This window comes from Streptomyces sp. NPDC002476, assembly GCF_042889785.1.
Lineage (GTDB): Bacteria > Actinomycetota > Actinomycetes > Streptomycetales > Streptomycetaceae > Streptomyces.
In genome coordinates this window covers 1-22,650 of sequence record NZ_JBIARH010000017.1, presented here as the reverse complement: position 1 = coordinate 22,650, position 22,650 = coordinate 1, and the positions used below count along the sequence as shown (strand labels likewise).

Sequence of the window (22,650 nt, the reverse complement as noted above, 5' to 3'; positions counted from 1 at the left end):
CTGACGGCGATGCAGATCCGGCTGACCGTCCTCGCGCCGCGCAGCGGCCAGACCCCGGCGCGCGCCTGTGACGTGCTGGTCACCGCCCCGCCGGGGACGGCGCTCGCCGCCGTGGCGCCCGGGCTGGCCTCGGCCGTCTCCGGGTCCGACGGGCCGGCCGGCGGCGGTGCCGTGGTGCTGTTCGCCGGGCGCGAGCGGCTCGACGCGCAGCGGTGCGCGCTGGGCGAGCCCCCGCTGGTCGACGGGGCCGTGCTCTCGCTCCAGGTCCCGGGAGAGGACGACGCCGGGGACGAGGCCGTTCCGGCCCAGTTGCACGTGGTCGCGGGGCCCGACGCGGGCGGGGTCCATCTGCTGCACGGCGGCCGGATCAGCATCGGCCGCTCCGCCGACGCGGACGTCCCGCTCGACGACCCCGACGTCTCGCGGCTGCACTGCGCGGTGACGGTCGCCGAGAACGGGCTGGTCTCGGTGACGGACCTGGGGTCCACCAACGGCACCCTGCTCGACGGCAGGCCGGTCCGCGAGCGTCCGGTCCGGCTGAACCCCGGCGCCCTGCTGCGGCTCGGCGAGTCGACGCTCCTGCTGACCTCCGGCGCGCGCACACCGACGCTGGCGACGGCGCCGGACGGCGAGGGGCACCTGCGGGTGTCCGGCACGTCGGACGCGGCCGACGAGCACGATTCCGGCCGTGATTCCGGCCATGCGTACGCCCCGGGGGTCTTCGCCGGGACGGGACACGGGTCCGGACACGGGGCGGGTCGTGATTCCGGGGCCGGGCACGGCTCCGGAACCGGACACGGGGCGGCGGCGCATGCCGCCCGGGAGGGCGGTGACGGAGGGCACGGCGGCGCCGCGACCGGCCGTCGCCCCGCCCCCTCCGGCTTCCCGGGCGGCGCTTCGAGCCCCTCGGACACCGCCGCCGGCCCCGCCTCCGCCCCTCCGGAGGGCGAGGCGCCCCGGAAAGGCGGGATAGGCGCCTGGGCGCGTCGGCTCGCGGGCGGCAGGGGCGAGAGCGCCGGGGCGGCAACCGACGGCACGGGCGCGGTCATGCCGTCGCACGGGGACTCCGCCGGACTCCCCGCGAAGCCGGGGGCGGGAAGCATCTGGCCCGATCCCGCGGCCGTGCTGCTGACCGCGCTCGGCCCCGGCCCCCGGCTCTGGGAGCGCGGCACCGCGCACCCGGAGGCGCTCGTGGTGCGGCTGGGCACGACCGACCGGGCCGAGCTGCCCGCCGTGCCGGTGACCGTGGGGCTGCGGGAGGCCGGCTCGCTCGGGCTGGCCGGGCCGCGGGACCGGCTCGCCGGGCTCGCCCGTTCGGTGGTGGCGCAGCTCGCGGCGCTGCACTCCCCCGCCGGTCTGGAGATCGTGCTGATCAGCGCGGACCGGGCGCGCGGCGCCGAGGAACGCAGGCGCGAGTGGGCCTGGCTGGGCTGGCTGCCGCACGTGCGTCCGACGCGCGGCCAGGACTGCCGGCTGCTCCTCGCGTACGACCGCGAGCAGGCCGTCGCCCGCACGGCCGAGCTGGTCCGGCGGCTGGACGAGGGCCCGCTCGGGTCCGGCTGGGCGAGCCTGGACCGGGCCACGATCGCGGAGGCCGCCGCGCGGTACGCGGGGCCGTTCACCATTCTGATCGTCGACGGGGACCCCGGGTCGGCGGCACTGCGCGAGAGCACCGCCCGGCTGGCCGCCGCCGGTGCCGCCGCAGGGATCCATCCGATCTGTCTGGCCGAGACCCCGGCCGCCACGCCCAGCTCGCCGGTCGCGGCGACGTACGAGGCCGCCTGCCGCGCCTCGATCGCGTTCCGCGAGTGCGGGGCGGTCGCGATGCTGAGCGGCGACGTGGCGTCGGCCCTGCGGCTGCTGCGCACGGCCGACGGCCGGGCGGCGGGCCGCGGCACGGTCGCCGCGGTGGACGCGGTCTCGGCGCACTGGGCCGAGCGGTTCGGCCGGGCCCTGGCCCCGCTGCGCACGGACGCCGCGGCGTCGGCGCACGGCGGGACCGCGGCGACCGCGCTGCCGCTCTCCGCCCGGCTGCTGGACGAACTGGGCCTGGCCCGGGCCACCCCGGCCTCCCTGATGGCCCGCTGGGCGTCCGCGGCGGACGAACGGCCCCCCATGCCCCCGATGACCGCGGCGGCCGCCGCGTCCGCCGCGGCCCGCCGTCCGGTCGGCCCCGCGGGCGCCGGTGGCGGTACGGGCGCGGCCGAACCGGACGACCCCGGTTCGGGCCGTACGCGCCACCCCGCCCAGCAGTCGCGCGGCGTCACCCCCCGCGTGGGTGCCCAGCGCTCGGTCCTCGGCCCGCCGTCCGGACCCGGCGGATACGGTCCCGGTGCGGGGCGCTCCGCGTACCCCGGCAGCGACACCGTCACGCACGTCGGCACGGTGAGCCACGGCCTGACCCGCGACGACGCGCGCGGGACCCACGGCGCCCACGGCACGCCGGAAGCCGACGAGGGGCGCGGGGCGCGCGAGGACCGGGACTCCGGGCGCACCCCGTACCCCGATGCCGGCACCCCCCGGGTCAGCGGCGGACGCTACGGCGGGTCGCCCGCACCGGCCCCCCGCTCCCGCACCGTCACCGGGGCGGGTGCGTGGAACGGCACGGGCGGAACCACGGCAGGGCGTAGCCCAGTGGCCGCGCACGCGGGCGCGAGCACCGGGGCGGACACGGGAACAGGAGCCGGGACGGGCACGGCCGCGGCCGTGCGGGGTCGCGGAGCCTCCGCCCCCACCTCCGCCTTCGGCCGCCCCTTCGTGGTGCTCGGTGCCGGGCCCCGGGGCGCGGTCGGCGTGGACCTGACGGAGGAGGGCCCTCATCTCCTCGTCGAGGGCCCGCCCGGCAGCGGACGTACGGAGCTGCTGCGCGCCGTCGCCGCGTCGCTGGCCGCCGCCGACCGGCCCGACCGGCTCGGCATCGTGCTGGTCGACGGAGCCGGTGCCGAGCGCGGCGAGGGCCTGGCCCCGTGCGCCGAGCTCCCGCATGCCTTCACGCATCTGGTGGCCAGCGATCCGGTACGGATGCGGGAGTTCGCGCAGGCGCTGGGCGGCGAGCTGAAGCGGCGCGCCGAACTGCTGGGCGAGGAGGACTTCGGCGGCTGGCACCAACGGCGGGAGCCGGCACGGCGGTTGGTCGGTCAGCGTCCGCCGAGCGCCGCCGAACAGCGCGGTGACGTGGACTCCCCGATGAGCGGGACGCTCCGGCTGCGCCCCGCCGGTGCGCGGTCCGCGGTCCCCGGGCCGTCCCCGCTGCCCCGGCTCGTCGTCCTGGTCGACGACTTCGACGCGCTGGTCGCGCCCGCGCTCGGCAGTCCGGGCCGTCCCGCCGCCGGTTCGGTGGTGCGGGCCCTGGAGGCTGTGGCGCGGGAGGGCGGTCGGCTCGGCGTCCATCTGGTCGCGGCGTCGTCCTGCCCGGAGCGTACGGAGGACACGGACCTCGCGCAGGGGGCCCGGTTGCGCATCGTGCTCGACGCCCCGGCCGTCCCGCGCTCGCCGGAGGACCCGGCGCCCGGACGTGGCCGCCTGGGCCATCCGGACGGGCGGGTGACCCCGTTCCAGGGCGGCAGGGTGACGGGACGCATACCGCGCACGGCGACGTCGCGCCCCACTGTCGTCCCGCTGGACTGGGAGCGGATGGGCGATCCACCGGCCCGACGCCCGGTCCGTGAGCTGGGCAACGGTCCGACGGACCTGGCGCTGCTGGCCAGTGCGCTGGAGCGGGCGGCCCGGTCGGTGAACGCCGACCCGGTGGCCCCGCTCGGCCCCGTCCGCTCCTGACCGCCCAGCCTGCCCGGACCCCGTCCGCTTCCACCCCGTCCGCGAACGGGTGGCCCGCCCGGGTCGGTTCAGCCCTGCCCGGGTCCCACCCGCTCCCGGCCCGCGCGCTCCCGCCCCGGCACCGTCCCGGGAGCGCGCGAGTGCTCCACATCGGCACTGACGGCACGTCACGAGCCCATCACGATCAAGGAGTTGCCGCCCGAAGCGGTATTGCGGCACCCGTGGTCCCGGCGTAGGACTGTGCGCACACGACGACGTGAGAGACGGGGAAGCTATGCGCACGACCCATCGGATCAGCAGAGCCGCCGTGGTGTTCACCGCCATCGGCGCACTGGCCCTCACCGGTTGCGGCGGCAACGACGACAGCGGAAAAGGAAAGTCCGGCCCGGACTCCGGAAGCGGCGGGGAAAGCTCGTCGGGCTTGGCCCTGCCGAAGCTGGACGGCGAGAAGCTCTCGGTCGCGGCGGTCTGGACGGGGGCGGAGCAGGCCAACTTCGTCAAGGTGCTCAAGGAGTTCGAGAAGCGCACGGGGGCGACGGTCACCTTCGTCCCGGCGCAGGATCCGATCATCAACTTCCTCGGTACGAAGATCGCGGGCGGTCAGCCGCCGGACGTCGCGATGATCCCGCAGGTCGGCGCGATCCAGCAGGCCGCCGAGAAGAAGTGGGCGAAGCCGGTCGGGGCCGAGGCCCGGGCCCAGCTGACCAAGAACTACGCCAAGGTCTGGCAGGACCTCGGCACGGTGGACGGCACCCAGTACGCGGTGTACTTCAAGGCCGCCAACAAGTCCCTGATCTGGTACAACGCCAAGGCGTTCGAGAACGCGGGCGCGTCCGAGCCGAAGACCTGGAAGGACTTCCTCGCGACCGCCGAGACGGTCTCCGCCTCGGGCGTCGCCCCGGTCTCGGTCGGCGGCGCGGACGGCTGGACCCTCACCGACTGGTTCGAGAACGTCTACCTCTCCCAGGCGGGCCCGGAGAAGTACGACCAGCTGGCCAAGCACGAGATCAAGTGGACGGACCCGTCCGTCAAGAACGCCCTGACCACCCTCGCCGAGCTGTTCGGCAAGCCGTCGCTGATCGCGGGCGGCGCCGACGGCGCGCTCCAGACGGAGTTCCCCGCCTCGGTCACCCAGACCTTCACCGGTGGTGACCAGCCCAAGGCGGCGATGGTCTTCGAGGGCGACTTCGTGGGCGTCAACATCGCGCAGACGAAGGCGAAGATCGGGACCGACGCGAAGGTGTTCCCGTTCCCGGCCGTCGGCGCCGAGTCCCCCGTGGTGACGGGGGGCGACGCGGCGGTCGCCCTCAAGGACGGCAAGGGCGCGCAGGCCCTGCTGACCTGGCTGGGCTCGGTCGACGCGGCGAAGATCATGGCCGAGCAGGGCGGCTTCATCTCGCCGAACAAGGCACTGGACGCCGCCGCGTACCCGAACGAGGTGCAGCGCACCATGGCGAAGGCACTGGTCGCGGCGGGCGACGCGGTCCGGTTCGACATGTCCGACCAGGCCCCGCAGTCGTTCGGCGGGACGCCCGGGAAGGGTGAGTGGAAGACCCTCCAGGACTTCCTGAAGAACCCGAAGGACATCGCGGGGACCCAGGCGAGACTGGAGTCCGACGCGGCCGGCGCGTACAAGAGCTGACGCGATGACGACAGCCGCAGCGGGGGGCGCCGACGAGGTGCCCCCCGCCGACACGCATTCGTCCGCGCGCCCGTCGATGCCCGCCCGCCGAAAGCCGTCCGGCGGCCGGGGCGCGGGTCCGGCGCCCGCCCCCGACGGCGCCCCGTCCGGCTCCCCGGGACGCCGCCCCCGGGGTGTGACCGGCACCCGCCGGGTCGTCGCCGCGCTCTTCCTGGCACCGGCTCTGGTGCTGCTCGGCGCGCTCGTGGTCTATCCCATCGGATACTCCGTCCACCGGTCGTTCCTCGACCAGGCGGGCACGGGATTCGCCGGACTCGACAACTACAAGGCACTGTTCACGGACGAGACGATCCGTACGGCGATCAGGAACAACGCGATCTGGGTCGTGTTCGCGCCGACCGTCGCCACGGCCCTCGGGCTGATCTTCGCGGTGCTGACCGAGCGGATCCGCTGGGGCACCGCGTTCAAGCTGGTCGTCTTCATGCCGATGGCGATCTCGATGCTCGCCGCCGGGATCATCTTCCGGCTGGTGTACGACCAGGCCCCGGAGCGCGGGGTCGCCAACGCCGTCTGGGTGGGGGTGCACGACACCTTCGCCGAGTCGGCCGGCTACCCGAACGCGCATCCGCTGCCGGTCCACCCGCTGAAGCCGGGCGGCGGCGGCTCGTTCGTCACCAAGGCGCCGGTACGGGCCGGGGAGACGGTGCGCCTGCCGCTGGTCGGCGTGGCCCCGGCGAAGATGCCGTCGGACGCGGAACCCGCGAGCGCCGCGAAGGCGGAGCCCGGGAAGGTCACGGGCACCGCGTGGCTCGACTTCACCAAGGGCGGCGGCGGACGGCCGAACGTCATCGACGCCAAGGAGCTGGGGCTTCGGGGCATCGAGGTCCAGGCGGTCAAGGACGGCAAGGTGGTGGCCTCCGCGAAGGCCGGCGCGGACGGGGTGTTCACCCTGCCCGCCTCCGCCGACGGCGCCGGGCTCCGGCTGCCCGCATCGAACTTCAGGGAGCCGTACAACGGGGTCGAATGGCTCGGCCCGACCCTCGTCACCCCGGCGATCATCGGCTCCTACATATGGATGTGGGCCGGGTTCGCGATGGTGCTGATCGCCGCCGGCCTGGCCGGCCTGCCGCGTGAACTCCTCGAAGCGGCCCGGGTGGACGGCGCGAACGAGTGGCAGGTGTTCCGCCGGATCACGGTGCCGATGCTCGCTCCGGTCCTCTCGGTGGTGCTGGTCACACTGATGATCAACGTCCTGAAGGTCTTCGACCTGGTCTTCATCATCGCGCCGGGCTCCTCGCTGGCGGACGCGAACGTGCTGGCGCTCCAGCTCTACCGCTCCTCGTTCGGCACGGAGGCGGACCTCGGCATCGGCAGCGCCATCGCCGTGCTCCTGCTGCTGCTGGTGCTCCCGGTGATGTACGTCAACATCCGCCGCATCCGGAAGGAGGGGCGCCGATGACGCCCGCCTCGACCACGTCCGCCGAGGCCGGGCCGGTGCGGGCCGAGCGGTCCCTCGCCGCCCGCGTCGCGGCCCGCGCCGGGGGCGGCGCGATGCGCGTCTTCCTCGTCCTGGTGGGCCTGTTCTGGCTGATGCCGACCGTCGGGCTGCTGCTCTCCTCGCTGCGTGGTGCGGACGACATCGCCGCCGACGGCTGGTGGAAGGTCTTCACCGCCCCGTCGCAGATCACCTTCGACAACTACGCCCGGCTGCTGGACAACTCGACGATCACCCACTCCATCCTGAGCACGGTCCTGATCACCGTTCCGGCGACCGTTCTCGTCGTCGTGCTCGGCTCGCTGGCCGGATACGCCTTCGCCTGGATGGACTTCCCCGGCCGCGACTGGTGGTTCCTGGTCGTGGTGGGGCTGCTGGTGGTGCCGGTGCAGGTCGCCCTCGTACCGGTCTCGAAGCTCTTCGGCGCGATCGGGATCTTCGAGACGACGCTCGGCGTGGTGCTCTTCCACACCGCCTTCGGCCTGCCCTTCGCGATCTTCCTGCTGCGGAACTTCTTCGCGGAGATCCCGAGGGAGCTGCTGGAGGCGGCACGGCTCGACGGGGCGGGCGAGATCCGGCTGTTCACCCGGGTCGTGATGCCGCTGGGCGGTCCGGCGATCGCCTCGCTCGGCATCTTCCAGTTCCTCTGGGTGTGGAACGACATGCTGGTCGCACTGATCTTCGCGGACTCCGGTTCGCCGCCGATCACGGTGGCGCTCCAGCAGCAGGTGCGGCAGTTCGGCAACAACATCGACGTGCTGGCGCCCGGTGCCTTCGTGTCGATGGTCATCCCCCTGGCCGTGTTCTTCGCCTTCCAGCGCCAGTTCGTCTCCGGTGTGATGGCGGGCGCGGTGAAGTAGCGACGACGGCACGCGTACGGCTGACGACGGCACGCGCGCGGTGAGGCGGCGGCGCGGGCGCGGGTGACGTACCGGCGAAGCGGCGGCGACACGGTACGCCTGCTGTCCGGCAGACCCGGCGACACCCCGGGGGCGGTCTCCACGAACACCGGCGAACCGATCCGGATCTTCCTCGACGGCAGCCGGTGCCGCCCGGCGAACGAGGAGCTGCGGGCCGCGTTCCGGGCCCGGTTCTGCCCGTACGACGACGGGCGCGCCGCCGAGCGGGTGGTGCGCCGGGTGCTGCTGGGCGAGGCGGCGGAGCCGGTCGCCGGACGGGCCCTCCCGGAACGGAACCCGTCCGGCGACGCGGTCAGCGTCGCTGGCCCGCCATCACCGTGATCAGGCCGACGACCACGAGCAGCGAGCCGCCCCAGGTCCACAGCGAGGTCCGCTCGTGCAGCACGGTCGCCCCGGCCAGCACGATCAGCAGGTAGCCGAGCGCGTTGAACGGGTAGGCGATGGACAGCGGCACCGTCGCCAGGGTGGTCATCCAGGCGACGGCGGACACCGCGAAGACCAGCAGGCCGAGGACGACCCAGGGGCTGGTCGCGGCGCGCAGGACGACGGATCCGCCGCCGTGCGCGGCGGCAGCGGCCCCCTTCATCCCGTGCTTGAGCATGATCTGGCCGCCCGCCGACGAGAACACGGCGAACAGCAGCAGCATCAGACTGGGGACGGTCAAGGTCTTGCTCCTGACTGCGGTGGCCGGCGTCCCGGCCTCCGGGGCGGGGGTGGGGCGGGGGACGGTGGCCTCGGACACGGACCCGGCAGCTTCCGGTACGGCCGCATCCGGTGCGACCGCTTCCTGCGCCGGGCGGGCCGCCCCGGTCACCGGCCCGCGCGTCTCAGACGCCGACCCGGTCGGCGGGTACGTACTGTCGGTTGAGGATGTCCTGTACATCGACGTGCTCTCCAGCGATGATCGTCTCGGCCGCGTGCGGGGTGAGCAGGGCGACGTGCTGATAGCCGAACAGCGTCGGCCGGATCCGGGTGAGCAGCTTCGACAGCCCGCCGAGGACCGCGGGGAGCGGCCCGCCGCCGAGCAGCGCCCAGAACGGCGCCCCGGTGGACGTGAGGTCGAGGACGTCGTACCCGGCGCCGCGGACGGTGCGGCGCAGGCTGGCCCGGGTGAAGAAGCGCAGATGGGTCTCGTCGAGGATGCCGCGCCGGTCGTAGTCGAAGACCCCGAGCGCGACCCGCAGCCGGGAGTACCAGTGGCTGAAGTTCGGTACGGAGAGCAGCACATGGCCGCCGGGCCGCAGCACGGTCGCGACCTCGGCGAGGACCCGTTCGGGCCGGGAGAGGTGCTCGATGACGTCGCCGGCGACCACGTAGTCGTAGCCGGTGCCCGCCTCCGGGGGGAGTCCCGTCTCCAGGTCGGCGAGGTGGAAGTGGGTGCACTTCTCGCGCACGCCGGGGACCTCGACGTAGTCGACACCCGTCACCTCGTGGCCGAGGGCTTCGAGGCGCTGCGCGAACAGCCCTCCGGAGCAGCCGAGATCGAGGACCCGGCCGGGCGGCAGCCCGCGCATCCGTTCCAGGATGACGGCGTGCGAGGAGCCGTCGCCCTCCTTGAACGCGTACTCGACGGGCTTGGGGATCCAGGGGCAGGTACCGAATCCCTTGACGGCGAGCCGGTATTCGAGGACATCCTTGATGACGTCCTTCGCGTATTTCATGCCGTTGACGTAGCAGATCTCGTCGCCGTAGTAGGTGGGGACGGGGATCTCCTTGATCCGCATTCCGGCGTCGAGCAGTTGGACGATGATCTGCGTGTCGAAATCGAACGCGTCGGTGTTCCGGTCGATCGGCAGTTTCCCCAGCGCGGCGACACTGTAGGCGCGGTATCCGGAGTGGAATTCGGTGAGCCGCGAGCCGAGTAGGCGGTTCTCCGCCCGCGTGAGAATACGGTTGCCGAGCCATTTGTACATCGGCATGCCGCCCTTGAGGGCGGATCCGGATTTCATCATCCGCGAACCGAAGACGGCCTCGCATTCGCCGCGTTCGATCGGCGCGACCATCTCGGGCAGGAATTCGGGGGCGTACTGCCCGTCGCCGTGCAGCAGTACGACGATGTCGAGTCCGTGGGCGGCTGCCAGGGCGTAACCGGCCTTCTGGTTCCCGCCGTATCCGAGGTTCTTCGTGTGCCGCATGACGACGGTCCGCGGCATTCCCTCCGTCTGCGACCAGCGACAGCCCGCGGTGAAGGTCGCGTCATGGCTCGCGTCGTCGAGAATGAGGATCTCGGCGACCTTGGACCGGAAGTCCTGCGGGATGCGGTCGAGGGTCCTCTCCAGCGTCGTCTCGGCGTTGTACGCGACCACCAGGATGCCGATCCTGGGGCTCGGGCTTTCCTTCACGGAACGTTCTCCAGTTGTGCTCGGTGCTCGGTTGCTCGGGGCCGGGAACCCGGTGTCCGCCCGGTGGGGCGGGGCCCGGGGCCCGGTGGTGGTCACCTGAGGGGGGAACCGGCGGGCCGCGAGGCGCGGGGGGCGGTGAGGGGGGCGGGCCCGGCGGCGCACGGCGGGGCGGGCGCGGACGGCGTCGCGGCGAGGATCGCGCGGACCCCGCAGGCGAGGCCGACGGCGAGGACGGCCCAGCCCGCCTCCCCCAGGTGCATCACGGTCTCGCTCCAGCGCACGGCGGAACGCCCCATGTAGCCGAGGAGCGCGGTCAGGCCGAGCAGGCAGCTGTACGCGGCGCCCTCCCAGAAGCCGATGACGAAGAGACCGGCCGCCGCCCAGGTCAGGTACTGGAGGGCGGACGCGGTGGACAGGAGCAGCAGCAGCCCCATCGTGAAGGCGACGACGACGGGCAGTTGCGCGGGCCGCAGCAGGGCCAGCCACACCCCGGCCGCCACGCAGGCCAGCACGAACAGGAAGTGCCCGTCGCCCTGGACGAAGGTGATGAACGAGTCCGGCAGCCCGGCCAGGTCGGCGAACCGGACGATGCCCCAGAGGCGGTGGTCGCCGCCCGCGTACTCCAGGACGTTCTCCTCGAGGTGCTGCGGCACGGTCGCCAGAACCGGCCCCCAGACGAGGGCGATCAGGGCCGTGAAGGCGGCGGTGAAGCGGAGGAGGGCCGGGCGGCCCGCCCGCAGCGCGACGACGAACAGCGCCGGGAGCGTCACCACGGGGATGAACTTGACGCTGATCGAGAGCGCCGCGGCCAGCCCCGCGGCCAACGGTGCCTTCCGGTCCACGAGGAGGTGGGCGGCGGCCAGGGCGAAGGTGATCGCGACCGCGTCGGTGTTGCCGTGGTAGCCGGAGGTGGCGATCAGTACGGGGCTGAGGGCGACGCCCACCCCGCAGGCGACCGCCGCGCCCGAGGAGCGCCGCCGGCGCACGATTTCGAAGACGAGGAGCGCGCAGCAGAAATCGGCGATCGAGGCGGGCGCCCTGATCAGACTTCCGAACGGGATTCCGAGTTCGGAGAGTTCGTTCAGACCGAGCAGCATCCACCCGGCCAGGGGCGGATGGTTGTAGACGGGCAGCCCCGGAAGCGGTTGTTCGTAGATCCGAATGGGGCCGTACCGCGCGACGGCCACGGCGAAACCACGAAAGATGTGCACGTCGGCCGGTCCGGGTTTGTTGGCCGCGATCAGCATTCGGGTGAGAAGACCCACGGCGGCGGCGACGAGCACGACCGTTCTCGCTCGTCGCACGCTCCAGTTTTCGCACCGCATTCGGATACCCATGAAAGCAGAACGTAGCAACCCGTGGACGCTGAGCGACACAACGCTGCTTCCCGGTGAGCGGATCGCCACGCCGATTCCCTGCGGGGTCGTACGGGCGTCCGTATTCCCCCATCATTCGAACGACTCGGGCGGAATGCCTTCGGGTCCCCGGAGCATGCGGTCGGCCACGTCCGCCGCCGCGTGCCCGCACTCCAGGTCGCAGAAGTCCCGGCGGAACGCCTCGTACGCCCGCGCGTGCCCCCTGGTGGCGCGCTCCGGATCGCGCAGCGCCTCGACGAGTCCGGCGGCGCCGGGGATCAGCGGGCCGGGGGCGCGCGCCTCGAAGTCGAAGCAGAAGCCGCGCAGGGTGTCGCGGTAGTGCGCCAGGTCGTGGGTGTGGAACAGCATCGGGCGGCCGGTCAGGGCGAAGTCGAACATCAGCGAGGAGTAGTCGGTGACCAGGGCGTCGCTGATCAGCATCAGTTCGCCGGCGTCCGGGTGGCGCGAGACGTCGCGGACGAAGCCGCTGCCGCTGTCCGGCAGCCGGTCGGCGACCAGGTGGTGACGGCGCACCAGCAGCACGGTGTCGGCTCCGAGTTCGCGCTCGGCGGCTGCCAGGTCGAGGCGCAGGCCGAGGGCGTACCGGCCGCCGCCGCGCGGCTGGTCGTCGCGCCAGGTCGGCGCGTAGAGCACGACGCGTCGGCCTTCGGGGATGCCCAGGCGTTCGCGGAGGGCCGCGGCGACCTTGGCCCGGTCCGGGGCGTGGAACAGGTCGTTGCGGGGGTAGCCACACTCCAGGACCTCGCCCCGGTAGCCGAACGAGCGCCGCAGGACCGGGGTGGAGAAGCCGTTCGGGGAGACCAGGACGCTCCATTGGCGGGCGCGCCGCTCGATGGTCGCGATGCAGGCGGCGTCGGCCTGCGCGGTGCCCGCGAGGTCCAGGCCGATGCGCTTGAGCGGAGTGCCGTGCCAGGTCTGGACGACGAACTGGTCGTCGCGCCGTTCGAACCACTCGGGGAGCTGGGTGTTGGTGACGATGTGACGGCTGGTCGCCAGCGCCTCGTGCCAGGCGGCCGAACCGTGCTCGACGGCGGTGACACCGGCCGGGACGCGCGCCTGCTGGTCGCGCACCACCCACAGGTGCTCGAACTCGACGCCCCGGCGCACCAGTTCCTCGTGGACGGCGCGCGGCGAGTCGGAGTACTGACGGCCGTCGAAGCTGCTGTACAGGACGCTGTCGCGGACGGGCGCGGTGCGCCGGCTCCGGTACGTCCCGCGCAGCAGCCGCGTGCCGCGCGGCCCGCGTTCGGCGGCCGGGAGCACCGGCGCGGAGTCGATCAGCAACTGGTCGTGGTGGCGCCGTTCGACGACGTACACGCGTCCGCCGAGGGTGCGGGCGGCGGGCAGGGTGCGATGGGCGGCGGCCGGGATGCGCAACGGGGTCTCGTACGCGCCGCCCTCCACGCCGCCGACCGCGCCGGGCTCGCGCAGGAAGAGGTACCAGCGGCCCTGCCCCAGCGGCAGTGGTCCGCCGGGCCCGTCGACGGCGTCCGGCCGGAACGCGGCCCGGAACCGCCGGGCCCCGCCGATCCCGGAGAACGCGACGGGGAGGACGGCCTCCTCGTCGTGGCCGCTGTGCCGGGCCACGAGCACGGCGGGGCGCCCGGAGCGGCCCGGGAAGGAGCCCTCCAGGACGAGCCGTCCGTCGTCGGTCCAGGCCGCGAGGTCGACGGCGGGCTGGACGGTGCGGTCGGTGATCAGCAGGTTGCCGCGCGCGCTCGCGGTGAGGCCGAGTTCACGCGGTGAGGCCACGCCCGCCGTGCCCCCGTTCCCGTCCTCCCCCTCGTCGGTCCCGTTCCCGTCCAGCGGGTAGCGGCCCGGAAGCACCGGCCCCGGTACGTCGATCGGCGTGCGCCGCCCGTCCGGGCCGACGAGATGCACGCTGTACGCGATCTGCGCGGGCGGCGCCCCCTCCCCCGCGCCCGCCCGGGCGGCGGCGCGGGCCGCGGCGAAGGCGTCGAGCGGCACGGCCGCGGTGAAGCGGCGCCAGCCGGACGACGCGGATCCGGCACTCTCGTGGACCGTGACCGGGCGGTCGAAGGACGCCCCGGAGGGGAGGTGGGTGAGGGAGAGGCGCAGGGGTCCCACGGCAAGCCGGGCGCGGACCATGCCGTCGATCACCACGCTGTCGCCCGGCCCGTCCGCGCCGTGGGCGCCGTGGGCGCCGTGGGCGCCGGGCGCGACCAGTGCAGTGTGTGCGCCGGGCGTGACGTGGGCGGTGCGTGCGCCGTCCGTGTCATCCGGGCCGTCCGTGTCATCCGGGCCTGCCGTACCTACCGGCCCGCCCGCCCGGTGGGACTCGAAGCGGGAGTCGATCCGTTCGGCGTGCAGCACCAGCGTGCCGTCGTCGAAGTCGGGCACGATGCGGTGGTCGCCGTCGGGCCGGTGCACGGGTGGCGGGGTGGCCGCCTCGTTCGTCGAGAGGGCGGAACGGCGCAGCATGCCGTGCCCGGCGATGCCGATCTCCAGGCGCCAGACGAGGCGTGCGGGCCCGCGGCGCGCGTCGATGCGGAGCCGGGCCGGGTCGATGACCGTCTCGAAACCGGAGCGGTCGTAGTCGTGCAGGCTCTGCCCCGACCGCGCGGTGGCCTCGGGATCGACGACGGTGCGCAGCCGCAACGGCACCAGGTGGCGGCGCCCGGCGCGCAGCCAGCCGGTCCGGAACTCGCTGACGCCCGAGGTGGCGGGCAGGTTCCGGATGTACGCGTACCCGGACAGATGCAGCCTGCCGTCCCGCCACCGCGCGTCCCGCAGCCGGGCGGTGAGCGGCAGGTCCCGTTCAGCGACCTTGAGCACGGGGCGCGGGACGGGGCCGGTGAGCACCGGGAAGGAGGCGGTGCGCCGCCGCGTGCCCCGTACCGCGAACGCGCCCGGTTCTGCCTTGTCGTGGGCGAGCAGCGCCAGCAGTTCGTCGGTCCGGCGCTCGCGTACGAGATGCCACATCAGCCGCAGACGCACCGGCAACGCGTCCAGGACGGCGGGGTCGACCTGGTCCGTGAACTCGTTGGCGTACGTGAGGAAGGCGCGCCGGTAGTCCTCGTCGCCGTCGGGCAGCGCCTCCATGAAGTACCGGAGGTCATTGGCGAGGACGTGCTCCTCGTACCGTCGTTTGTCGGCGGCGCCGCGGTACTCGTCGAGGAAGGCGGAGACGCCCAGGACGTGCGAGACGCGGTCCTGGACGCCCCGGACGACGGCGCGACGGGAGGTGATCGAACCCGCCCGTTCGCGCCAGTGGTAGACCGTGTCCCTCAGGACATCGACGGACCGGGCCAGGAAGTGGGCGGGCAGGACGACCGGGATGTCCTCGTAGAGCGCGCCGACCGGGAAGGCGAAGGCGTGCTCGTCCCAGAAGGAGCGGCGGAAGACCTTGTTGCAGGCGATCCGGTCGGCGGTGAGGCCCCAGTCGCGGGAGATGTGGGTGCGCAGCCGGGTCGTCGCCATCGGCCTGCGGAGGTTGGGCGACTGCTGGAGCCTCCCGGAGAGGCGCAGCCGCAGCACGTTGCCGGAAGCGAAGTCGGAACCGGTCTCGTCCAGGGTTCCGAGGAGGAGTTCGTACGCGCGGGGCGGGACCACGTCGTCGCTGTCGACGAAGGCGAGGTGGCGGGCGCCCGGGTCGCAGTGACGCACCCCGGTGTTGCGGGCGTGGCCGAGGCCGCCGTTGGCCTGGCTGACGAGCCGGAAGCGGCGGTCGCGGGCGGCGAACCCGGTGGCCAGGTCCGCGCTGCCGTCCGTGGACCCGTCGTCGACGATCACCACTTCCAGGTCGGTCATCGTCTGTTCCGCGAGGGATCTCAGACAGTCCGTCAGGTAGAACTCGACGTTGTGGACGGGTACGACGACACTGAGCCGTGGCGGCATGGTGGGCACGTCCGTTCATCGGGGGCCTGACTGTGCGTACGGCTCAACCTCGTGGGCGGCCGGGGGTCACCGGTCGTGGTCTCTCCCGAACGGGTGACGTCGGCAACGCCATGCTTACGACCTGGGGAACAACAGGGGGGTGGAACAGCGAGCGGCGTCGTGCGGCTTCGCATCCAGGGCGGAGGAGGGAGGCCGATGGGGCCTCCCCTGCTCGAAAGCAGCTGGGAGCTCGGGGGAAGGAGCGTCGGTGACCGACGACAGCGCGGGAGGCGGAGCCGCAGGGCGTCGGGAGCCCGCTCCCTCGACGGACGGATGCACTGTCACGTGCTCCGCCCGGCCGCGCGCCGCGCGCCCGTAGAAGTAGTGCGCCCGTAGAAGTAGTGCGCCCGTCCCGACCCGCGGGTCGCGGGCCGCGAACTCGGCGGCGATCCGGGCGCTGCCGTCCCGCGGCCCGTCGTCGACGACGAGCGGCTCCGGACCGTCGACGCCCTGGCCGAGCACGGATTCCAGGGTCGCCCTGAGATGTCCCTGGGCGCGGTGGACGGGCGCGGCGACGCTGAGGAGCATGGCAGCCGAGAGGAGCCGGGCGTCCGCCGTCCGCCGTACCGCGTGTTCACCCGTTCGGGGCAGTGTCGGTGACCGTGCGCGTCCGCCCCGGTTGTCCGGGCATGAAGCCGCGCCTCAGTGTCGTCGTCCCGGTCCACAACGTCGAGGACTGTCTGGAGGACTGCCTGCGGTCGGTGGCCGGACAGACGGTCTCCGACATCGAAGTGGTCCTCGTCGACGACGGTTCGACGGACCGCAGCACGGACATCGCCCGGGGCTACGCCGCCCGGGACCACCGCTTCCGCTATGTGCGCCGGGACAACGCCGGGCTGAGCGCGGCCCGCAACGCGGGTGTACGGCACACCTCGCCGGACGTGCCGTACCTCGCGTTCGTCGACAGCGACGACGTCGTCGTCCACGACGCCTTCCAGCGGATGCTCGCCTCGCTGGAGACGACCGGCTCCGACTTCGCCACCGGCAATGTGTGGCGGCTGGACGAGCGGGGGCGGCAGCAGGCATGGCAGTACCGCTGGCTGACCGCCACCCGGACGCGCGCCCACATCAGCCGCGAGCCACGGCTGCTCACCGACCGGGTCGCGTGGAACAAGGTTTTCCGGCGCTCCTTCTGGGACCGTCATTCCTTCGCTTTCCCGGAGGGGAGGCTCTGCGAGGACGCGCCCGTGATGATCCCGGCGCACTACCTCGCGGGCGCGGTCGACGTGCTGCACGAGCACGTCTACTACTGGCGGGTGCGGGAGGGGTCGATCACCCGGCGGCGTACGGACGCGCGGGGCGCACGGGACCGGATCGCGGCGTGCGAGCAGGTCAGCGCGTTCCTGGCGGGCCTGGGCGGGATGGCGAACGCGGGTGCGCGACGGCGTTACGACCTGTCGTGCCTGCGCGACGACCTCGTGTACTTCCTGGAGGGGCTCGCGCGGGGCGGGCCCGAGTACCGGAAGGCGTTCATGGCGGGCGCCGGCGCGTTCCTGGACCGGATGGAGCACTTGGACGCGCCGGGCCGGGACGCGATCCAGGAACTGCCCGCGGAACTGCGGCTCAAGTGGGGACTGGTGCGGGAGCGCCGACTCGCCGATCTGCTGTCCGTGCTCGCCTTCGAACGGGCCAACGGGGCGGGGACCTTCCTGGTCGGCGGAGTGCCGGGGCTGCGGCAGGCCGGTCTTCCCGGTCTGCCGGATGTCGTCCGCCTGGCACGCGCCGACCTCCCGGCCGTGGCACGGCTGTCGGAGGCCCGGTGGAGCTACGACGGGAAGCTGCGGCTGCGCGGTTACGCGTACGTCCGCAACCTCCCGGTCGCCTCGCCGCGCCACTCGCTGAAGATGGGCATGGTGCGCGCGGTCCACGGCCGACAGCTGCGCACGGTACCGGTGCGAAACGTTCCGTCGCCCGAGGCGACCATCAACTCCGGTCAGGAGATCCACAGTTACGAGAACTCCGGGTTCGAGCTGACCCTCGATCCGCGCCGGCTGCGGTCCGGTGAATGGCTGGTGGGCGTCATGGTGGCCGCGCACGGCACGGTCCGCCGGGTGGCCGTGCGCACGGCGGAGGCTGGGGCGGTCCAGCCGCTCGTCCACGACCTGGGCGACGGGCTGCGGGCGGTGCTCGACCACCGGGGAGGGCGGCTTCGGCTGAGCCTGGCGCGGCTCCCGGCCCGGTGCGAGGACCGGCGCTTCGGCGAGAACGGCCGTCGCGGCGAGGGCACGTTGGAGCTGACCGGTCGGCTGTACGCGGGCGCACGCCCCAAGGCGATGGTGCTGACCTGTGACGGAGTGCCGGACCAGGAGTTCGGCCACCCGGTCGAGTGCCGGGCGGACGGCCGGTTCACGGTACGGATCCCGCTGGCCGACCTCGCCGGGATGGCGTCCGCGCCACCGGTCCCGCACCGGGCGCCGCCCGAGGTGGAGCGGGAGCCCGGCGGGCGGTGGCGGGCGCGGCTGGTGCTGGCGGACGGCTCCCGAGTGCCGCTGGCCGCCGCCCCGGAGACGGCTCCGCCGGTGGTGGCGGACGCGGCGGGCGAGTTGGTGCTGGACCTGAGCGGACAGCCGTTCGTGGACGCGGCCGTCTGGACGGCGGAAGGGGCTCTGCGGGTCGCGGGGGTGACCGGGGCCGGAACGCACCTGCGGCAGGCGGAGGGGCCGGCCCGCCTGGTCCTGCGGCACGAGACACTGCGCGAGACCGTGACGGTCCCCGTCACCCACGCGCCGCTGCGCGCGGGGGCGGGCGCGTACGAAGAACCGGGCGCCGGTGCGCGAGCGGCCCTGCACGGAAAGCCGGGCGCCGGGGCGCATGAGGGAGCGGGCTCCGGAACGTACGCCGGTGCGCACGTGGGGGCGCACGCTGCCTCGTACGGAGGCTCACGCAAAGGGGCGTACGCCGATTCGTACGAGGAGGCGGATGCAGGCGCGTACGAGGGGCGCCGCTTCACCGCGTTCCTGGCGCCGTCGGTGGCGGCGGGGCTGCACGAGGGCCACTGGGACGCGTATCTGGGCGGCCGTCCGGTCCGGGTCCTGGCCGCACTCGGCGCCCGGCTGCCGCTGCCCCGGCACGGCACGGACCCGGCGGCCCCCGCGCCCGACCGGGAGTTCGCCCTGGAGCGCCGGTTCGGGGACCGGCTGGCGCTGCGGGCGGGCCCGATCCTCCGTGCCACCGAGCGGGGCGCGTACCGCCGGGCGGAACTGCGCGGCACGCACTACCCGTCGCGGCGCACGCTCCCGCTGCGGGATGCCGTCCTCTACACGGGCGGTAGCGCGGGCGGCGGCGGACCGCGCGCCGTGCACGCCGAACTGGTGCGCCGGGGCGTGGAGGCGGAGCACCTCTGGGTGACCGACGGGCTCCACGGCCCGCTCCCGCCCGCCGCCGTCCCGGTCGTCGAGCACAGTGCCGCCTGGTACGAGGCGCTGGCCCGGTCCCGCCGGATCGTCACCGCGGGGCAGCTGCCCGAGTGGTTCGAACGGCGGCCCGGCCAGACCGTCGTACAGACCTGGCACGGCACCCCGCTCGGCCGCTTCGGCACAGACCTGGGCGGCACCCTGTACGCCGACCACCACCTGCTGGCCTCGCTGCCGCGCCGGGCCGCCCAGTGGTCCGTCCTGGTCTCCCCCAGCCGCCGCTCGACCTCACTGCTGCGCCGCGCGCTCGGCTACGACGGCGAGGTCCTGGAGGCGGGGTCACCGGCCAACGACCTGCTCTTCGCCACGGACCGGGCCAAGACCTCCGAGCGGCTGCGTCATCGGCTCGGCATCCCGGACGGCCGCCGTGTCGTGCTGTACGCGCCGACCTACCGCGATCATCTCGCCCACCCGTCCGGCACCGACGGCGACCATCCCCGCTACCGCTGGGACCCGGCCCTCGACCTGCCGGCCCTGTCCCGTTCCCTGGGCGACGGCCATACCGTGCTGGTGCGGCGCCACCCGCGGGTGACCGGGACCGTGCCCGAGGAGCACGGCGTGCGCGACGTGTCGGCGCACCCGGACGTCGCGGAGCTGCTGCTGATCGCCGACGTGCTGGTGACGGACTACTCGGGGGTGATGTTCGACTTCGCGCACACCGGCCGCCCGATGCTCTTCCACACCTACGACCTGGCCCACTACCGCGACACGGTGCGCGGCTTCTGCCTGGACTTCGAGACCCGGGCGCCGGGCCCGCTGCTCCCCCGCACCGACGACATCGCCGGGGTACTGCGCGATCCCGGCAACCTGGCCGCCTCGGTCGCCCGGTACGCGGCGGCGTACGAGAGCTTCCGCAGGGACTTCTGCGACCTGGACGACGGCCGGGCCGCCTCGCGCGTCGCGGACCGGCTGCTGGCCGCGGGGTAGGCGTTCAGCCCCGCCCGGCCGCGCGCCGTGCGGCGTGCGCCTCGAATCCTCACGCCGTGTGTGCCGTACGCGCCGGGCGCGCCTTGATTCCGAGGGCCCGCACCGGGCGCACCGGGCGCGCCTTGGGGCCTCACGACGTGCCCGCGCCGCCCGCCCTGAGCGCCGCGACCGCCGAGGCCGCCAGGTCGTCGAGGTAGCCCTTGGGCAACGGGGTACGGACGACGGCGAGCCGCCAGTAGAGCGGGCCGACGATCAGGTCCAGGGCCCGGTCCGGATCGCTGCCCTCGGGCAGTTCGCCGCGCGCCACCGCGTCGCGCACGACCACGGCGGCGATGCCCTGCTGCGGATCCAGCAGAGCGGCCTTGATGGTGTCGGCGATCTCCGGATTGCGGACCGCCTCGACCAGCAGGTCCGGGATGACCTGCGAGGCGACCGGATGCCGCAGTGCGTAGGAGGCGAGCTCCAGCACGGCACGCACGTCCCCGTGCAGCGAACCGGTGGCCGGGGCCGGCATGCCCTGCACGGCCATGGCGGACACCAGGTCGAGCACCAGGGCCAGCTTGGACTTCCAGCGCCGGTAGACGGCGGTCTTGCCGACGCCCGCGCGCCGGGCGATGCCCTCGATCGACATCCGGGCGAACCCCACCGCGGCCAGTTCCTCGAAGACCGCGCTGCGGATCGCGTCGGTGACGTCCTCGCGCAGCACGGCGGCTCCGGCGGGGGCACGGCGGCGGGTTCCGGGAGCGGTGGTCATGGCCGAATCATAGTCCGCCACGACGAAACGGTTGCGTTGCGACGTCGACGCGCCCTACCCTCGGCGTTGCGACGATACGGTTCCGTTCCATCGACCGATCCCGTATTCCCCCTCCGTCGAAAGCGATCGTGGTGAGCCAGACAACGACCCCAGCGGCCCCGGCCGACACCCCCGCCGCCGCGTCCCTCCCTGCGTACGCTCCGGGCGAACTGGCCGCGCTCGCCGCCCGGCACGGCCTGGCCGTGAGCGGGGCACGGCCCTCGCTCGGCACCTACGTCCGACAGTTGTGGGACCGGCGGCACTTCATCACGGCGTTCGCCACCGCCAAGCTGACCGCCCAGTACAGCCAGGCGAAGCTCGGTCAGATCTGGCAGATCATGACCCCGCTGCTGAACGCGACGGTCTACTACTTCATCTTCGGCGTCCTGATGGACACCAAGCGCAACGTCGAGGACTTCGTGCCGTTCCTCGTCACCGGCGTGTTCATCTGGACCTTCACCAGCAGCTCGATCACCGCCGGGACGCGCGCGATCAGCGGCAATCTCGGACTCGTCCGGGCGCTGCACTTCCCGCGCGCCTCGCTGCCGATCGCGCTGGCCCTCCAGCAGCTTCAGCAGCTGCTGTTCTCGCTGGCCGCGCTGGCAGTGATCCTGATCGGGTTCGGGCAGTTCCCCACGCCGTCCTGGCTGCTGGCGATCCCGGCACTGTTCCTCCAGTCCGTGTTCAACACCGGCGTGTCCATGGCGGTGGCGCGGATCACCGCCCGGACCCCGGACATCGCCCAGCTGGTGCCGTTCGTCCTGCGCACCTGGATGTACGCCTCCGGCGTCATGTGGAGCGTGGACCAGATGCTCAGGGGCGACCGGGTCCCGCACATCGTCGAGGTGGCCCTGAAGTGCAATCCGGCCGCCGTCTTCATCGACCTGATGCGGTTCGCGCTCATCGACAGCTTCGACGCGTCCCATCTGCCGCCGCACGTCTGGGCGATCGCGGCGGGCTGGGCGCTGGTGTGCGGCGTCGGCGGATTCCTGTACTTCTGGCAGGCGGAGGAGCGGTACGGACGTGGCTGACCACAACGGCAACATCGGCGGCGGTATCAGCGGCGGCAATGGTGCCGGCGGCGACGACGAGCGCGTGCCGACCGTCGTCGTGGACGACGTGCACATCACGTACAAGGTCAACGGCGCCCGTGCCGGGCGGGGCAGCGCGACCTCGGCGCTCAGCCGGATCGTCTCGCGCCGGCAGGCCCCCGGGGTGCGCGAGGTGCACGCCGTGAAGGGGGTGAGCTTCGCCGCGTACCGGGGCGAGGCCATCGGCCTGATCGGTTCCAACGGCTCGGGCAAGTCGACGCTGCTGAAGGCGATCGCCGGGCTGCTGCCCGCGACGAAGGGCCGGGTGTACACCCAGGGCCAGCCCTCGTTGCTCGGCGTGAACGCGGCCCTGATGGGCGATCTGACCGGGGAGCGCAACGTGGTGCTCGGCGGTCTCGCGATGGGCATGTCCCGGGCCCAGGTCCGCGAGCGCTACCAGGAGATCGTCGACTTCTCCGGCATCAACGAGAAGGGCGACTTCATCACGCTGCCGATGCGGACGTACTCCTCCGGCATGGGCGCCCGGCTGCGCTTCTCGATCGCGGCGGCCAAGAGCCACGACGTGCTCCTGATCGACGAGGCGCTGTCCACCGGGGACGCCAAGTTCCAGCGGCGCAGCAAGGAACGGATCGTGGAGCTGCGCGAGGAGGCCGGGACGGTCTTCCTGGTCAGCCACAGCAACAAGTCGATCACCGAGACGTGTGAACGGGCGATCTGGCTGGAGGCCGGGACGCTGCGGATGGACGGTCCGGCGGACGAGGTCGTGGCCGCGTACGAGAGGTTCACGTCCGGCGGCAGATGAGCGGGCAGTCGGGCCGTCGGACACCCCACGAGCACAACGACGACGAGGGCGGGGCGGGCACTGGGGATCCAGTGCCCGCCCCGCTCTTCGGGCGGACGACGCTACTTTCGAAGCACGGCCTAAGGGCTGTCCCGTAATCCGTGGTGGACCAGCGCGCGGCGTCGGATGTGGTGCATCGCAAGGCGGAGGGGCGTCCGCATACTGGACGTATGCG

The 22,650-nt window shown here is 73.5% G+C and carries 13 protein-coding genes and 1 pseudogene; 8 read left to right on the top strand and 6 right to left on the bottom strand.

Annotated elements, in window-relative coordinates:
• The first annotated feature begins 9 nt into the window (after positions 1-9).
• The 5 genes and pseudogenes from ACFYXM_RS20335 to ACFYXM_RS20315 all read left to right on the top strand — a co-directional run.
• On the top strand, positions 10-3,777 hold the full coding sequence (locus tag ACFYXM_RS20335; RefSeq protein WP_389291089.1) for an FHA domain-containing protein: 3,768 nt from the start codon (positions 10-12) through the stop codon (positions 3,775-3,777).
• 274 nt (positions 3,778-4,051) lie between these two features.
• Positions 4,052-5,419, top strand: coding sequence for an ABC transporter substrate-binding protein (locus ACFYXM_RS20330; protein ID WP_389291087.1), 1,368 nt, complete (start codon positions 4,052-4,054; stop codon positions 5,417-5,419).
• A gap of 4 nt (positions 5,420-5,423) precedes the next feature.
• Positions 5,424-6,878 carry a carbohydrate ABC transporter permease gene (locus ACFYXM_RS20325; RefSeq protein ID WP_389291085.1) on the top strand — a complete coding sequence of 485 codons (1,455 nt, stop codon included), beginning with the start codon at positions 5,424-5,426 and terminating at the stop codon, positions 6,876-6,878.
• Complete coding sequence (locus ACFYXM_RS20320) at positions 6,875-7,774, top strand: carbohydrate ABC transporter permease (RefSeq protein ID WP_389291083.1); 900 nt, start codon at positions 6,875-6,877, stop codon at positions 7,772-7,774. The genes ACFYXM_RS20325 and ACFYXM_RS20320 overlap by 4 nt, the downstream gene beginning before the upstream one ends.
• Positions 7,775-7,840: 66 nt before the next feature.
• Positions 7,841-8,155: pseudogene (locus ACFYXM_RS20315) on the top strand (CDP-glycerol glycerophosphotransferase family protein); the annotation flags it as partial.
• Here ACFYXM_RS20315 and ACFYXM_RS20310 read toward each other — a convergent pair.
• The 5 genes from ACFYXM_RS20310 to ACFYXM_RS20290 form a co-directional block, all read right to left on the bottom strand.
• Positions 8,127-8,498 carry a hypothetical protein gene (locus ACFYXM_RS20310; RefSeq protein ID WP_242433902.1) on the bottom strand — a complete coding sequence of 124 codons (372 nt, stop codon included), beginning with the start codon at positions 8,496-8,498 and terminating at the stop codon, positions 8,127-8,129. The pseudogene ACFYXM_RS20315 and the gene ACFYXM_RS20310 overlap by 29 nt on opposite strands.
• A gap of 163 nt (positions 8,499-8,661) precedes the next feature.
• Positions 8,662-10,176, bottom strand: a complete 1,515-nt coding sequence (locus tag ACFYXM_RS20305; protein ID WP_389291081.1) for a methyltransferase domain-containing protein — start codon at positions 10,174-10,176, stop codon at positions 8,662-8,664.
• 92 nt (positions 10,177-10,268) lie between these two features.
• Positions 10,269-11,480: a hypothetical protein gene (locus tag ACFYXM_RS20300; protein WP_389291079.1), complete on the bottom strand. Its 1,212-nt coding sequence runs from the start codon at positions 11,478-11,480 to the stop codon at positions 10,269-10,271.
• Between the two features lie 144 nt (positions 11,481-11,624).
• A complete protein-coding gene (locus tag ACFYXM_RS20295) occupies positions 11,625-15,419 on the bottom strand; it encodes a CDP-glycerol glycerophosphotransferase family protein (RefSeq protein WP_389291077.1) in 3,795 nt (1,264 codons plus the stop codon).
• A gap of 105 nt (positions 15,420-15,524) precedes the next feature.
• A complete protein-coding gene (locus tag ACFYXM_RS20290) occupies positions 15,525-15,977 on the bottom strand; it encodes a glycosyltransferase family 2 protein (RefSeq protein WP_389291075.1) in 453 nt (150 codons plus the stop codon).
• 101 nt (positions 15,978-16,078) lie between these two features.
• On the opposite strand from ACFYXM_RS20290, the gene ACFYXM_RS20285 reads away from it, so the two are divergent.
• A complete protein-coding gene (locus ACFYXM_RS20285; RefSeq protein WP_389291074.1) occupies positions 16,079-19,789 on the top strand; it encodes a CDP-glycerol glycerophosphotransferase family protein in 3,711 nt (1,236 codons plus the stop codon).
• Positions 19,790-19,919: 130 nt separating this feature from the next.
• Here the strand turns inward: ACFYXM_RS20285 and ACFYXM_RS20280 are convergent, their stop codons facing one another.
• On the bottom strand, positions 19,920-20,543 hold the full coding sequence (locus ACFYXM_RS20280) for a TetR/AcrR family transcriptional regulator (protein WP_389291073.1): 624 nt from the start codon (positions 20,541-20,543) through the stop codon (positions 19,920-19,922).
• A gap of 128 nt (positions 20,544-20,671) precedes the next feature.
• On the opposite strand from ACFYXM_RS20280, the gene ACFYXM_RS20275 reads away from it, so the two are divergent.
• Together ACFYXM_RS20275 and ACFYXM_RS20270 are read left to right on the top strand one after the other, a co-directional pair.
• The gene (locus ACFYXM_RS20275; protein ID WP_389291071.1) at positions 20,672-21,613 is read left to right on the top strand and encodes an ABC transporter permease; all 942 of its coding nucleotides are present in this window, start codon (positions 20,672-20,674) and stop codon (positions 21,611-21,613) included.
• Positions 21,614-21,638: 25 nt separating this feature from the next.
• A complete protein-coding gene (locus tag ACFYXM_RS20270; RefSeq protein WP_389291269.1) occupies positions 21,639-22,436 on the top strand; it encodes an ABC transporter ATP-binding protein in 798 nt (265 codons plus the stop codon).
• Positions 22,437-22,650 lie beyond the last annotated feature (214 nt).